We start from the raw sequence: 13,404 nt of genomic DNA, 5'->3' as shown, positions 1-13,404 counted from the left end.
CAATCTTAAGAAAGAGGCGAAAAGTCACCACGTTGCGTAAGAGAATGCTTACAAATGTAAGTCAGTTGTTGTCAGTCCTGATGTTGGGTCCGCTGCGCGGCCCTTCGCGGGACAAGCCCGCTCCCACAGGGATAGGGCCGCTCTGACGGTCGCCGCTGTACCTGTGGGAGCGGGCTTGTCCCGCGAAGGGCCGCGCAGCGGACCCAGAATTATCAAAACTGCGCAGCATCCAGCAGGTACAGCGACTCACTCCCGGCCTTCACCGAAGCCACCAGCGAATCCACCCGCGGCAGCAATCGGGCAAAGTAGAACCGCGCAGTGCCAAGCTTGGCGCCATAGAACGCTTCATCCCCCTCACCCGCCTTGGCAGCCCGCGCCATCAACGCCCACATGTAGGCGTAAGCGAGATAGCCAAAGGCGTGCAGGTACTCCACCGACGCCGCACCAATCTCGTTTGGATTAGCCTTGGCCTGCTCCAGTACCCACTCAGTCAGCCCATCGAGCTGTTCCAAGGCAGCGCCCAACGGCTGAGTGAACTCGCCCAGATCTGCCCCGGCAGTACCGATGAACTGACGAATCTCGTCAGCGAACAGGCGATAGAACGCGCCGCCGCTGCCCACCACCTTGCGCCCCATCAGGTCGAGCGCCTGAATGCCATTGGTACCTTCGTAGATCTGCGTGATGCGCACATCGCGCACCAGCTGCTCCTGGCCCCATTCACGAATGTAGCCGTGCCCGCCGAACACCTGCTGGCCGTGCACCGTGCACTCCAGGCCCAGGTCGGTGAGGAAGGCCTTGGCCACCGGGGTCAGCAACGCAACCAGCTCCTCGCTGCGTTTGCGGGTAACGGGGTCTTCACTGTATTTGGCGCTGTCCAACTGCATCGCGACATAGGTGGAGAACGCTCGGCCACCTTCGATCTGTGCCTTCATGGTCAGCAGCATGCGCCGCACATCCGGATGGACGATGATCGGATCGGCCACCTTGTCCTTGGCTTGCGGGCCCGTGGGCGAGCGGCTTTGCAGGCGGTCGCGGGCATACTCGACGGCGTTCTGGTAAGAGCGCTCGGCCGAAGCCAGGCCCTGAATGCCAACACCCAGGCGCTCGTAGTTCATCATGGTGAACATCGCCGCCAGGCCTTTGTTGGGCTCACCCACCAGGTAACCGACCGCCTCGTCGAAGTTCATCACGCAGGTAGCCGAGCCCTGGATACCCATCTTGTGTTCGATCGAGCCACAGGTGGCCGGGTTGCGCGCGCCCAGGCTGCCATCCTGATTGACCAGGAACTTCGGCACCAGGAACAGCGAGATGCCCTTGGGCCCGGCCGGGGCGTCTGGCAGCTTGGCCAGCACCAGGTGAATGATGTTCTCGGTCAGGTCGTGCTCGCCGCCGGTGATGAAGATCTTGGTGCCGCTGACCTTGTAGCTGCCGTCGGCCTGGGGCTCGGCTTTGGTGCGGATAATCCCCAGATCGGTGCCCGCGTGGGGCTCGGTCAGGCACATGGAGCCAGCCCAAACGCCGGCATACATGTTGGGCAGGTACTGCTCTTTCAGCGCTTCACTGGCATGAGCATTGATCGACAGGCATGCGCCAGCCGTCAGCATCGGGTACAGGCCGAAGGCCAGGCTGGAGGCGTTGACCATTTCTTCGACCTGGGCCGAGATCGCCTTGGGCATGCCCATGCCGCCAAACTGCGGGTCGCCGCCGACGCCGACCCAACCGCCTTCGGCGTAGGTCTTGTAGGCATCGATGAAACCGGCTGGGGTGCGCACTGCGCCGTTGTCCCAATGGCAGCCCTCTTCATCGCCAGAGCGGCTCAAGGGCGCGATGGACTTGCTGGTGACCTTGCCCGCTTCTTCCAGCACGGCCATGGCCGTGTCTTGATCGACCGCCTCGGCAAGTTCGGGCAGCTGCGACCAGAGCTTGGCCACTTCGAAGACTTCATTGAGAACGAAGCGCATATCGCGCAGGGGCGCTTTATAGTCAGCCATGACAACCTCTCGCTAGTAGGGTCGGGGCGGTCACGCAGGACCGCGGCACTGGGTTGAAAGCAGTGTAACCGAACAACTTTTGCGAGACATAGGGTCATCACATGACCCATAAGTCAGCCGTAGTCACGCCATTCGCACGGCTCCGCGCCGCGATTGCTGACCGAACATCATCACGCAATTGCGCCCCGCCCCCTTGGCGCTGTAGAGCGCTTCATCCGCCGATTTGAGCACCGCTTCTGGGTTGCGGTGATCGACCAGGCGTTCGGCGACACCAATACTGATGGTCACCGACACTGTGCTGTTGGCCCCACCAGCACGGCGCTGGCGCCCTGCCGAATCATCCTGCGGGCGATTGTTCTGGTCACGCAGCTGGATAGCATAGTTGGCGATCATCTCGCGCACCGCTTCCAGATGCGGCATGCACTCCTCAGCAGTCTTGCCAGCGAACACCAAGGCAAACTCCTCGCCCCCGTAGCGATAAGCCCTACCGCCGCCGGTGACTTTCGACAAACGGCTGGCGACCAGGCGCAGCACCTGGTCACCGACATCGTGGCCATGGGTGTCGTTGAATTTCTTGAAGTGGTCGACGTCGGTCATGGCGATCACATAGTTGCGGCCAAGACGTTGCATACGTTCGTTAAGCGCGCGACGACCCGGCAGGCCGGTCAACTCGTCACGGAAGGCCATCTGGTATGCCTCGTGGGAAACCGCCGCAGCGATCATCAGCATCACCTGGCTGCACATGATGTTCAGGGTGAACGCCAGGATGAAGGTCTTGGGCAGCATCCAGAAAATGCCGATCAGGCCAATGATCTGCGCCGCATGCAGTGGCCGCGGCTGGCGCAGGTACTGCACCACCAACAAGATGAACACGCCGAAGAACAGTGGGTAGGCCAGCTGGATCAGACTCATCCACTGACCATGCAGCGAGGGCCAGCGAATCTCTGCCAGCCAGGCCAGCAGGGCGTCCGGAAAGCTCTGCTCAAGCGCCACCGCTACACTGCCGACCGCGAACAGCACGGCAAACCGGGCCAGCATGTCCTGAGCCAGATGGGTGCGCTCTTGCCAGGCAGCAAACAGCCCGAACAATGCGGGCAACAACAAGCAGACCAAGTGGAAGATGACGGCGGCGTCTTCACGTACCCGGCCGTTATCGCGGTAGAAGTCGGTCTGGGTATCGAGCAAGAAGTAAGCGATGTACACCGTGACCATCAGGAACAGTTCCCGCTGGCGGCGGTACACCGCGCAGTAGGCACCGCCCAGCAACAGGACCAAGGTGGGCAGGACATTGAACAGCGACGTGAAAAAGACGCTGAGGTCTCGCACGTAAGCCGCCGCGAGCCCCGACACCAGCAACACCAGCGACGGTAGGAAATGGCTCACGCGTACAGCGGATAGTTGAAACAAGGGTAATCTCCGACCCGGCAGATCAATAATGGCATTGTGCCTTTAGTTCATCGGCAGCGCACATGAATAGATGAATACACCGGGTGTTTAACGGCAGATTGGCCCTACTCCTTGAGGTTTTCTCGTTACCAGATACAACAGCGGCCGCAGGCCTGAAAGCAAAAAACCGCCTGCCGGTGAGGGCAGGCGGTTTTTCGTACAGCCGCTGGGCTTAGATCGACAGGCCGAAATGCTCTTCGTCCATCGCCATCAGGTTGCCAGCGCCGGACAGCATGGCTGCGACGTGGGTGCGGGTACGCGGCAGGATGCGCTGGAAGTAGAAGCGCGCAGTCTGCAGCTTGGCGGTGTAGAACGCCTCTTCGCTGGTACCAGCAGCCAGTTTCTCAGCGGCCAAGCGGGCGATGTCGGCCCAGAAGTACGCAAGGCAGGCATAGCCGGAGTACATCAGGTAGTCGACCGAAGCGGCACCGACTTCTTCACGGTCCTTCATGGCGGCCATGCCGATCTTCATGGTCAGCTCGCCCCATTCCTTGTTGATCGCCGCCAGTGGCTCGACGAACTCCTTGACCGACTCGTTGCCTTCTTGAGCCTGGCAGAACTTGTGGACGATCTTGGTGAAGCCCTTGAGCGCTTCGCCTTGGGTCATCAGAACTTTACGGCCGAGCAGGTCCAGGGCCTGGATGCCGGTGGTGCCTTCGTACAGCATCGAGATACGGCTGTCGCGCACGTTCTGCTCCATGCCCCACTCGGCGATGAAGCCATGGCCACCGTAGATCTGCACACCGTGGTTGGCGGCTTCGAAACCGACTTCGGTCATGAACGCCTTGGCGATCGGAGTCAGGAACGCCAGCAGGGCGTCGGCCTTTTTCTTGGCCTCTTCATCCTGGCTGTACTTGACGATATCGACCTGCTGGGCGGTGAAGTAGACCATCGCCCGGTTGCCTTCGGCGAAGGCCTTCATGGTCAGCAGCATACGCCGCACGTCTGGGTGGACGATGATCGGGTCAGCGGCCTTGTCCGGAGCCTTGGGGCCAGTCAACGAGCGCATTTGCAGGCGGTCACGGGCGTACTTCAGGCCACCCTGGAACGCCACTTCAGCGTGGGCCAGGCCTTGCAGCGCGGTACCCAGGCGAGCGGTGTTCATGAAGGTGAACATGCAATTGAGGCCCTTGTTGGCTGGGCCAATCAGGTAGCCGGTGGCGCTGTCGAAGTTCATTACGCAGGTGGCATTACCGTGGATGCCCATCTTGTGCTCGAGCGAACCACAGCTGACGCCATTGCGCTCGCCCACGCCACCATCGGCGGTCGGCAGGAACTTGGGCACGATGAACAGCGAGATACCTTTGGTGCCCGCTGGGGCATCGGGCAGGCGGGCCAGGACGATGTGGACGATGTTATCGGCCATGTCGTGCTCGCCAGCAGAAATGAAGATCTTGGTGCCGGACACTTTGTAGGAGCCATCAGCCTGTGGCTCGGCTTTAGTCCGCAGCATGCCCAGGTCGGTACCGCAGTGTGGCTCGGTCAGGCACATGGTGCCGGTCCATTCGCCAGTCACCAGCTTGGTCAGGTAGGTCTCTTGTTGCTCGGCGGTGCCGTGCTCGGAAATGGTGTTCATGGCGCCATGCGACAGGCCTGGGTACATGCCCCACGACCAGTTCGACTCACCGACCATCTCGCTCACCGCCAGGCCCAGCGACTCAGGCAAGCCTTGGCCGCCATGGTCGACGTCATGGGCCAGGCTCGGCCAGCCACCTTCGACGAACTGCTTGTAGGCCTCCTTGAAGCCGGTCGGGGTTTTGACGCCCGACTCGCTCCAGGTGCAGCCTTCCAGGTCACCCACGCGGTTCAGCGGGGCCAGCACCTGCTCACAGAATTTCGCGCCTTCCTCAAGAATCGCGTTGACCATATCGGGCGTGGCGTCCTCGCAACCCGGCAGGCTTTGATAGTGCGCTTCATAGCCGAGCAGCTCGTCGCGAACGAAGCGAATATCACGCAAGGGGGCTTTGTATTCAGGCATTGCGATGAACCTCTTGAGGAGTCCGGTGGGGTGACCGCTGATACCGACCAGCTCTTGGTGGCTTTCGGTCAAACAGTTGTTTGAAACTTACGTTTAGGGGCCGGTAATGTCAAGGAGGGACTATGGTGCCATTTGCGTCGCGAAACAGGGCATTTATGCCACGACCAAACAAACATGGGAGCGGGCTTGGCTCGCGATGACATCCGAGCCTTCGACCACGTGATCGGGGCTGGCGCAATCGCGGGACAAGCCCGCTCCCACGAGAACGTTTCCCACGAGAAAGTTGTGGTATCTGCAATCAGGCGTAGGTGTCGATGAACCTACCGAGCATTTCATCGGAAGCCTTGGCGACTTTGACGCCCAGTTCGACTTCGTTTTTGCCCAGCGCCAGTTGCACGGTGCTGGTGGCCAGATCCATTTGCTGACTGCGATCGACAGCGCGCAGGCGCTCGGCTTGATAGTCGCTGGACTGGCTGGTGGCGTTGCGTTCAACGCTTTGGTTGGCGATCTGGCTGGCGGCCTGATCGACGCGGTTCTGCCCGGCCTGGATGGCGCCGAGACCCGCGTAGTAGGCAGAGCTACCGGTGATTTCCATGTCAAAACTCCAATGACGCTGGATAACGAACAGGCTTCATTAAAGCAGCCCTAGGGCGAAAAGGCCCGTTTAAATCCCTAATAGCCTAGTGCCAGCTGATAGACCCGAGGCATATCCGCCAAACTCCGCAGCCTAGCCTTGCCCAAGCTAATCCAGCAAATCCAACTGCAGGTATTCAGCCACCGCAGCACCACTGGCCTGCTTAAGCTTGGGCACCCGCCCCAGACAAGGCGCCGGCAACCGCTCGGCCAGGCTGGCAAGATTCTCTTCCAAGCGTGAAGTCCGCGGCTCGATGATGTTCGCCACCCACCCGGCCAGTTGCAGCCCATCCCGAGCAATCGCCTCGGCACTGAGCAGCGCATGGTTGATGCAGCCCAAACGCACCCCCACCACCAAAATCACTGGCAGCTTCAGGGCAATCGCCAGGTCGGACAGATTGGCGTGATCAGACAATGGCACTCGCCAGCCGCCCGCGCCCTCGATCAGGGTGAAGTCTGCACCCTGCTTGAGCACCGTTTGCATAGGCGCCAGCAGCGCAGGTACGCCAAGCGCGATTCCAGCTTCCCGTGCCGCCAGGTGAGGAGCAATGGCCGGCTCGAAAGCAAACGGGTTGACCAGCTCATAGGCCAGCTTGAACGTGCTTTCGTCGATCAGCGCCTGCGCATCGGCATTGCGCAACCCTTTGGCAGTCACCGCACACCCGGACGCCACCGGCTTGGCACCCAGGGTACTCAGCCCTTGCAACCGGGCCGCATGCAAAAGGCCGGCGGCGATGGTGGTCTTGCCGACGTCGGTGTCGGTTCCGGCAATGAAATAGGCCTTGCTCATGTCACTCCCCAGGCTGCAATGGCTTGCGCAGCACACCATAAACCACTTGATAGGTGGCAGGCAGGCCCTGTGCCTGGCGGAACTGCTCGTAGGCCTGCAACAAACCCTGCATGCGCGCCCGCCCAGTCAATCCCGAGGGGCGGCCAGGGTTGAGGTTGTGCGCGCCGAGGGCTTTGAGCTCATGGGTCAAACTGCGTACATCCGGGTAATGCAGGACATGGGCGCGGCGCTCAAGGCCAAGCAGGTGCAGGCCACTCTCGCCGCACAAGCGCTGGTAGTCCTCAAAATGGCGGAAGCGGTTGACGTGGACCATGCCATCGACGGCCTGCCAGCTGGTGCGCAGCTCCTCCAGGGTGCCCACGCATAAACTGCTGAACGCCAGCACCCCGCCTGGGCGCAATACCCGCTGCGCTTCGCTGAGCACACTGGAGAACTGGCTGCACCACTGCACGGCAAGGCTGGTGAACACCAGGTCGACACTTTCTGCCTGCAAGGGCAGGCGCTCGGCATCGCCGGCCACATGAAACTGAGCACCGCCCTGGCCGCGCGCGTGGCCAAGCATGCCTTCGGCGATGTCCACCGCCACCCCCAGTGCTGCGGCAAAACGCTCGGCCAGGGCGCGACTGAAGTAGCCTGTTCCGCTGCCGAGGTCGAGCCAGCTCGACGGCGTCAGATCAGCGGGCAGCAGTTCCAGCAACGCCTCGCCGACCGCCCGCTGCAACGCCGCGACACTGTCATAGCTGGCTGCCGCCTTGGAAAACGATGCCGCCACCTGGCGCTTGTCGGGCAAGCTGCCGGGCAGGCTTGGCTGGGAAAGATCAGTCATCACCACTCTCATGCAAAAAACTCTTGATGCCCGCCGCAAGCTCCTGCGGGTATTCCAACAGGAAGGCGTGGGAGCTGTCTTCGACCAAACCGACCTCGACATCCGGCAACAACTCGCTCAAGGCTTTGGCCGCCGCTGCCGGCACCAGCGCATCGCTCCCGGCGAACAGGTGCAGCTGTGGGCCGGCGTACTGTTCCAGGGCTGTACGGGTATCGAGCTTGGCCAACACCTCAAGGCCGCTGGCCAGGTACAGCGGGTCGGTGTCCGGCAACCCAACGCCAAGTTGGCGCAACAGGGTGCGCGGCATCTGCGCGCCTTCGCTACACAGGCTGCGAAAGCGTTTAAGGGTCACCTGGTGATGGCTGCGGCAGCCATCGAGAAAGGTGCCGAAAGTGTCTGGCGCCATGCCGTGGGGCCAGTCCGCTCGGCTGATGAAGCTGGGGTTGCTGGCCAGGGTTAGCAACCCGCAGCAGTGGTCGCCACGCTTGTGCGCCAGCTCGCTGGCGAGCATGCCGCCGAGCGACCAGCCGCCCAGCCAGGTGTCAGTGGGCAGCTTGCGGTCCAGGTAGTCGATCCACGCCTGCACATCGCCCTCGGGCAACTCCGGCAGCGGCATCAATTCGACCTGTAGGCGTGAGTCTTGGGCGCGCAGGCTGGCAGCCAGCGGCTCCAGTGCAGCAGTGCCCAGGCCCCAGCCGGGCAAGAGAATCAGTCGGTTACGCATCGGCGGACTCCAGCTGTGGATAACACTCGGCCAATGCATTCAACAATAGCTGCACCTGGGCCTCACTGTGCGCGGCGCTCAAGGTAACGCGCAGACGCGCGCTGCCGGCCGGCACGGTCGGCGGACGAATGGCCGTCACCAGCAGCCCGCGCTCACGCAGCATGCGCGACAGGCGCAAGGCCCGCGCGCTGTCGCCAATCAGGATCGGCTGGATCGGGGTTGGGCTGTCCATCAGCTGCAGGCCGATCTGCTCGGCGCCTTGACGGAACTGGCGGACCAGCGCAGCCAGATGCTCCCGGCGCCAGCTTTCGCGGCGCAGCAACTCCAGGCTCTTGAGCGTGGCACAAGCCAGGGCTGGTGGCTGGCTGGTGGTATAGATGTAGGGCCGGGCGAACTGCACCAGCGCCTCGATCAGTTCTTCACTGCCAGCGACAAAAGCCCCAGCCGTGCCGCAAGCCTTGCCCAGGGTTCCGATCAGCACCGGCACGTCGTCCAGGCCCAAACCGAAGTGCTCGACGATGCCGCCACCGGTGGCGCCCAGCGTGCCCAGGCCATGGGCATCATCGACCATCAACCAGGCGCCGCGCGCCCGAGCGGTCTCGGCCAGTGCAGGCAGGTCGGCGAGGTCGCCATCCATGCTGAACACGCCATCGGTGACCACCAGGGTGTTGCCGGTAGCTTTGTCCAGGCGCTTGGCCAGGCTGTCAGCGTCGTTGTGCAGATAGCGATTGAAGCGCGCCCCACTGAGCAGCCCGCCATCGAGCAGCGAGGCGTGGTTGAGGCGGTCTTGCAAAATGGTATCGCCCTGCCCTACCAGCGCGGTAATCGCACCGAGGTTGGCCATGTAGCCGGTGGAAAACAGCAGCGCGCGCGGGCGCCCGGTGAGTTCGGCCAAGGCTTCTTCGAGCTGGTGGTGCGGGGTACTGTGGCCAATGACCAAGTGCGAAGCACCGCCGCCGACACCCCAGCGCTCGGCACCGGCGCGCCAGGCGGCGATCACCTCCGGGTGATTGGCCAGGCCCAGGTAGTCATTGTTACAGAAGGCCAGCAGCGGTTGGCCATCGACCACCACCTCCGGTCCCTGCGGGCTTTGCAGCAGCGGGCGCTGCCGATACAGGTCGGCTGCGCGCCGTTCGGCCAGGCGCGCCGTCAGGTCGAAGGCCATATTCAGGCAGACGCTGCGTCGTAGAACATCTCGCTGCTGCGCTGCTCGACCAGGGCTTGTTCGATGGCCGCCTGGTGCACTTCGTCGGCGTGCTCTTCGCGCGCTTCGGGCTTGATCCCCAGGCGGGCGAACAGTTGCATGTCTCTGTCGGCCTGCGGGTTGGCAGTGGTCAACAACTTCTCGCCATAGAAAATCGAGTTGGCACCGGCCATGAAGGCCAGGGCCTGCATCTGCTCGTTCATCTGCTCGCGGCCAGCCGACAGACGCACATGGGATTTAGGCATGAGGATGCGCGCCACCGCCAGCATGCGGATGAAGTCGAACGGGTCGACATCTTCTTCTTCGGCCAGCGGGGTCCCGGCGACTTTGACCAGCATGTTGATCGGCACCGACTCCGGGTGCTCCGGCAGGTTGGCCAGCTGGATCAGCAGGCCGGCGCGGTCGTCGAGCGACTCGCCCATGCCGAGGATGCCGCCCGAGCAGATCTTCATCCCGGCGTCACGCACGTAGGCCAAAGTCTGCAAGCGCTCGCTGTAGGTACGGGTGGTGATGATGCTGGTGTAGAACTCCGGCGAGGTGTCGAGGTTGTGGTTGTAGTAGTCCAGGCCCGCCTGGGCCAGCGCTGCGGTCTGCTCCTGATCGAGGCGACCGAGGGTCATGCAGGTTTCCAGGCCCATGGCCTTGACCCCTTTGACCATCTCCAGCACATACGGCATGTCCTTGGCCGACGGGTGCTTCCAGGCCGCGCCCATGCAGAAGCGGGTCGAGCCGATGGCCTTGGCCCGGGCAGCCTCCTCCAGCACCTTCTGCACTTCCATCAGCTTCTGTTTTTCCAGGCCGGTGTTGTAGTGACCGGACTGCGGACAATATTTGCAATCTTCCGGGCAGGCGCCGGTTTTGATCGACAGCAGCGTCGAGACTTGCACGCGGTTCGGGTCGAAGTGCGCGCGGTGTACGGTCTGCGCCTGGAACAGCAGGTCATTGAACGGTTGCTGGAACAGTGCCTTCACTTCGGCCAAGGCCCAGTCGTGACGTGTTGTTGCAGTTGTGCTGGCGCTCATCGGCGTTTCCTTATCTAGGCTCTGACTGGCGCGGGGACAGCAAAGCCGCCAGCGCATCACGGATAGCGGCAATAGTTACGGAAGGCCTATGGACTGTCAACCACTCATAAGACAGCTGGTTTACAAGTGTACAAATATTGATCATAGCTGTTTACTGTGCGATGAACCGGCGCATCAAACCTATCCACTGTGCACCAGCTGCGAGCACGAGCTGCCTTGGTTGGAGGAACAGTGTCTGCGCTGCGCCTTGCCGCTAGCAATGGCGGACTTGACCTGCGCCCAGTGCAGCCGGCACGCGCCCGCCTTTACCCAAGTCGTGGCGCCTTGGCACTTCGGCTTTCCGATCGACACGCTGATCAGCCGATTCAAGCACCGCAGCCAATGGCCACTGGGGCGGCTAATGGCGCAACTGCTGGGGCATGAGCTGCAGCATCGCTTCGCCGAAGGGCTGGCAAAGCCTGACCAATTGTTGCCTGTACCATTGGCCGCACGTCGACTGCGCCAGCGGGGGTTCAATCAGGCGGGGATGTTGGCGCGCTGGCTGTCGAAGCAGTTGGGTATCCCTTGCAATGAACGACTCCTGCAACGAACGCGGGATACCCCAGCGCAACAGCTACTCAGCGCGCGCGTGCGCCGGCGCAATCTGCGCCAGGCGTTCTGCCTGGCAGCGAAGGCAGACGTCGAAGGCCAACACCTGGCGCTGATCGATGATGTGTTGACCACCGGCGCCACCGCCCAAGCGCTGGCCCAGCTATTGCGCCAGGCCGGAGCGCGGCAGGTGGATATCTACTGCTTGGCGCGTACCCCCAAACCTGGCCAGGCTTGACTCGGCAAGGCGTGGCCGGCAACGTCGCAGCAACTTTGTGTACCTCTGGCAGCCCCCATGTCGTTACCCACCGTGCTCACCCAACACATCGCCCGTCGACCGCAACGTATTGCGCTGTTGCAGCATGTCGCCGAACAGGGCTCGATCACCCGCGCTGCCAAGGCCGCCGGGATTAGCTACAAGGCCGCCTGGGATGCCATCGACGAGCTCAATAACCTCGCCAGGCGGCCGCTGGTGGAGCGCAGCACGGGCGGACGCGGCGGTGGCGGCGCTCGGTTGTCCGAGGAAGGCGAGCGGGTGCTGCGCCTGTACCAACGCCTGCAAGGGTTGCAGGCGCAAATCCTGGAAGCGGCCGAACAAACCAGCGACCTCGACTTGCTTGGCCGGCTGATGTTGCGCACCAGTGCGCGCAATCAGTTGCAAGGCGAAGTCAGCGGGTTGCGCCGAGAAGGCCGGCACGATCGCGTCAGCCTGGCCTTGGGTGGCGGGCTGGAGATCGAGGCATTGATTACCCGCGACAGCACTGAGCGGCTGGAGTTGGCCTTGGGCAGCATGGTGGTGGCGTTGCTCAAAGCCGGTTGGGTGCAGCTGCTTGGCGATGAAGAACCGCCTGAGCCAGGGAGTAATTGCCTGCGCGCCAGGATTGAGGAAGTGCTGGTCGACGAGGTCGGCAGCAGTGAGGTCCGCCTGGCATTGGGCAACGGGCAGACGCTGTGTGCGTTTGCTGAGGCTCAATGGCTGCAGCAGCGCAAGGTTGGGCCGGGCAGTGAGCTGCGGGTGCAGTTTCATCCCTCCTTCGTTTTGCTCGGAGTGCCGGTTTAGCCTGGCCGAGCGCTGCGCGCCCGGTTCGCGGGGCAAGCCCGCTCCCACACTCCACACAACAGCGTGGGAGCGGGCTTGCTCCGCGATGGGGCCGGCGCTGATTACCGATGTGTCGCAGGTGAATGCGATACCATGGTCGCCACGACGCCGCCCCTCTGGAGCTCCAATGTCCCACCCTTTCGACACCCTCACCCCCGACCTGGTCCTGGATGCCGTAGAAAGCCTCGGCTTTCTCAGCGACGCGCGGGTATTGGCGCTCAACAGCTACGAGAACCGTGTCTATCAGGTGGGTATCGAAGACCAGCAGCCCCTGATCGCCAAGTTCTACCGCCCAGGCCGTTGGAGCGATGCGCAGATTCATGAGGAGCACAGCTTCACTGCGGAACTGGCTGATTGCGAAGTGCCGGTGGTCGCCCCCATCGAGCACCAAGGGCGTAGCCTGTTCGAGCACGGTGGTTTTCGCTTTGCGCTGTTCCCGCGGCGTGGTGGCCATGCCCCGGAGCCGGGCAATCTCGACCAGCTGTATCGTCTCGGGCAGTTGCTCGGCCGCCTGCACAAGGTTGGCGCCACCCGGCCTTTCGAACACCGCGAAACCCTGGCTGTGGACAACTTCGGCCACGCTTCGCTGAACACCCTGCTCGAAGGCAACTTCGTCCCCAAGGAACTGCTGCCCGCCTTCGAATCGGTCGCCCGCGACCTGCTCAAGCGCGTCGAGGCGATCTACGCGCGTACCCCCCATCAGCTGATCCGCCTACACGGTGACTGCCACCCGGGCAACCTGATGCACCGCGACGAGGCCTACCATGTGGTCGATCTGGACGACTGCCGCATGGGCCCGGCCGTGCAGGATCTGTGGATGATGCTTGCCGGCAGCCGCGAAGAGCGCCTTGGGCAGTTGGCCGAGCTGATCGACGGCTACAACGAGTTCCATGACTTCGACCCCCGCGAACTGCCCCTGATCGAACCGCTGCGCGCCCTGCGCCAGCTGCACTACAGCGCGTGGCTGGCGCGGCGCTGGGACGACCCGGCGTTCCCGCGCAGCTTCCCTTGGTTTGGCCAGCCGCGTTATTGGGGCGACCAGATTCTCGCCTTGCGTGAGCAGATTGCCGCCCTGGATGAACAACCACTGAAATTGTTCTAGA

General features: G+C 62.7%; 12 protein-coding genes. 3 read left to right on the top strand and 9 right to left on the bottom strand.

Annotation, left to right across the window (positions count from 1 at the left end; all coding sequences use genetic code 11):
• Nucleotides 1-212: 212 nt before the first annotated feature.
• The 9 genes from ACI2JX_RS13790 to bioB form a co-directional block, all read right to left on the bottom strand.
• On the bottom strand, nt 213-1,991 hold the full coding sequence (locus ACI2JX_RS13790; RefSeq protein ID WP_404690289.1) for an acyl-CoA dehydrogenase C-terminal domain-containing protein: 1,779 nt from the start codon (nt 1,989-1,991) through the stop codon (nt 213-215).
• A 123-nt stretch (nt 1,992-2,114) separates the two neighbouring features.
• Nucleotides 2,115-3,398: a diguanylate cyclase gene (locus ACI2JX_RS13785; protein ID WP_404690288.1), complete on the bottom strand. Its 1,284-nt coding sequence runs from the start codon at nt 3,396-3,398 to the stop codon at nt 2,115-2,117.
• A gap of 211 nt (nt 3,399-3,609) precedes the next feature.
• Nucleotides 3,610-5,415: a phenylacyl-CoA dehydrogenase gene (locus ACI2JX_RS13780; RefSeq protein ID WP_186552711.1), complete on the bottom strand. Its 1,806-nt coding sequence runs from the start codon at nt 5,413-5,415 to the stop codon at nt 3,610-3,612.
• A gap of 298 nt (nt 5,416-5,713) precedes the next feature.
• A complete protein-coding gene (locus ACI2JX_RS13775; protein WP_186552712.1) occupies nt 5,714-6,010 on the bottom strand; it encodes a pyrroloquinoline quinone biosynthesis protein PqqE in 297 nt (98 codons plus the stop codon).
• Nucleotides 6,011-6,157: 147 nt separating this feature from the next.
• A complete protein-coding gene (gene bioD / locus ACI2JX_RS13770; protein WP_264235329.1) occupies nt 6,158-6,838 on the bottom strand; it encodes a dethiobiotin synthase in 681 nt (226 codons plus the stop codon).
• Between the two features lies 1 nt (nt 6,839).
• The gene (bioC, locus tag ACI2JX_RS13765; RefSeq protein WP_368973647.1) at nt 6,840-7,664 is read right to left on the bottom strand and encodes a malonyl-ACP O-methyltransferase BioC; all 825 of its coding nucleotides are present in this window, start codon (nt 7,662-7,664) and stop codon (nt 6,840-6,842) included.
• On the bottom strand, nt 7,657-8,388 hold the full coding sequence (locus ACI2JX_RS13760) for an alpha/beta fold hydrolase (RefSeq protein WP_264235326.1): 732 nt from the start codon (nt 8,386-8,388) through the stop codon (nt 7,657-7,659). The genes bioC and ACI2JX_RS13760 overlap by 8 nt, the downstream gene beginning before the upstream one ends.
• Entirely contained in the window at nt 8,381-9,553 is a 1,173-nt protein-coding gene (gene bioF / locus ACI2JX_RS13755) for an 8-amino-7-oxononanoate synthase (RefSeq protein ID WP_264235325.1), read from the bottom strand. Before bioF ends, ACI2JX_RS13760 begins: the two co-directional genes overlap by 8 nt.
• A 2-nt stretch (nt 9,554-9,555) precedes the next feature.
• Nucleotides 9,556-10,614, bottom strand: a complete 1,059-nt coding sequence (gene bioB, locus ACI2JX_RS13750; RefSeq protein ID WP_404690287.1) for a biotin synthase BioB — start codon at nt 10,612-10,614, stop codon at nt 9,556-9,558.
• 88 nt (nt 10,615-10,702) lie between these two features.
• Between bioB and ACI2JX_RS13745 the strand changes: the two genes are divergently transcribed.
• The 3 genes from ACI2JX_RS13745 to ACI2JX_RS13735 all read left to right on the top strand — a co-directional run bounded on the left by ACI2JX_RS13745 (nt 10,703) and on the right by ACI2JX_RS13735 (nt 13,403).
• Nucleotides 10,703-11,440: a phosphoribosyltransferase family protein gene (locus tag ACI2JX_RS13745; RefSeq protein ID WP_404690286.1), complete on the top strand. Its 738-nt coding sequence runs from the start codon at nt 10,703-10,705 to the stop codon at nt 11,438-11,440.
• Between the two features lie 57 nt (nt 11,441-11,497).
• Nucleotides 11,498-12,262 (top strand): TOBE domain-containing protein, encoded by a 765-nt coding sequence (locus ACI2JX_RS13740; protein WP_404690285.1) that lies wholly within the window; start codon nt 11,498-11,500, stop codon nt 12,260-12,262.
• A 166-nt stretch (nt 12,263-12,428) separates the two neighbouring features.
• The gene (locus ACI2JX_RS13735; RefSeq protein WP_404690284.1) at nt 12,429-13,403 is read left to right on the top strand and encodes a serine/threonine protein kinase; all 975 of its coding nucleotides are present in this window, start codon (nt 12,429-12,431) and stop codon (nt 13,401-13,403) included.
• The last annotated feature ends 1 nt before the right edge of the window (nt 13,404 follow it).

Source organism: Pseudomonas sp. NPDC088890, assembly GCF_044900155.1.
GTDB lineage: Bacteria > Pseudomonadota > Gammaproteobacteria > Pseudomonadales > Pseudomonadaceae > Aquipseudomonas > Aquipseudomonas urmiensis.
This window is presented reverse-complemented; position numbering and strand designations above follow the sequence as displayed.

Coding starts and splice junctions, on each gene's coding strand:
- ACI2JX_RS13790 (WP_404690289.1), bottom strand. CDS start 1,991: ATGGCTGACTATAAAGCGCCCCTGCGCGATATGCGCTTCGTTCTCAAT.
- ACI2JX_RS13780 (WP_186552711.1), bottom strand. CDS start 5,415: ATGCCTGAATACAAAGCCCCCTTGCGTGATATTCGCTTCGTTCGCGAC.
- ACI2JX_RS13775 (WP_186552712.1), bottom strand. CDS start 6,010: ATGGAAATCACCGGTAGCTCTGCCTACTACGCGGGTCTCGGCGCCATC.
- bioD (WP_264235329.1), bottom strand. CDS start 6,838: ATGAGCAAGGCCTATTTCATTGCCGGAACCGACACCGACGTCGGCAAG.
- bioC (WP_368973647.1), bottom strand. CDS start 7,664: ATGACTGATCTTTCCCAGCCAAGCCTGCCCGGCAGCTTGCCCGACAAG.
- ACI2JX_RS13760 (WP_264235326.1), bottom strand. CDS start 8,388: ATGCGTAACCGACTGATTCTCTTGCCCGGCTGGGGCCTGGGCACTGCT.
- bioF (WP_264235325.1), bottom strand. CDS start 9,553: ATGGCCTTCGACCTGACGGCGCGCCTGGCCGAACGGCGCGCAGCCGAC.
- bioB (WP_404690287.1), bottom strand. CDS start 10,614: ATGAGCGCCAGCACAACTGCAACAACACGTCACGACTGGGCCTTGGCC.
- ACI2JX_RS13745 (WP_404690286.1), top strand. CDS start 10,703: ATGGACTGTCAACCACTCATAAGACAGCTGGTTTACAAGTGTACAAAT.
- ACI2JX_RS13740 (WP_404690285.1), top strand. CDS start 11,498: ATGTCGTTACCCACCGTGCTCACCCAACACATCGCCCGTCGACCGCAA.
- ACI2JX_RS13735 (WP_404690284.1), top strand. CDS start 12,429: ATGTCCCACCCTTTCGACACCCTCACCCCCGACCTGGTCCTGGATGCC.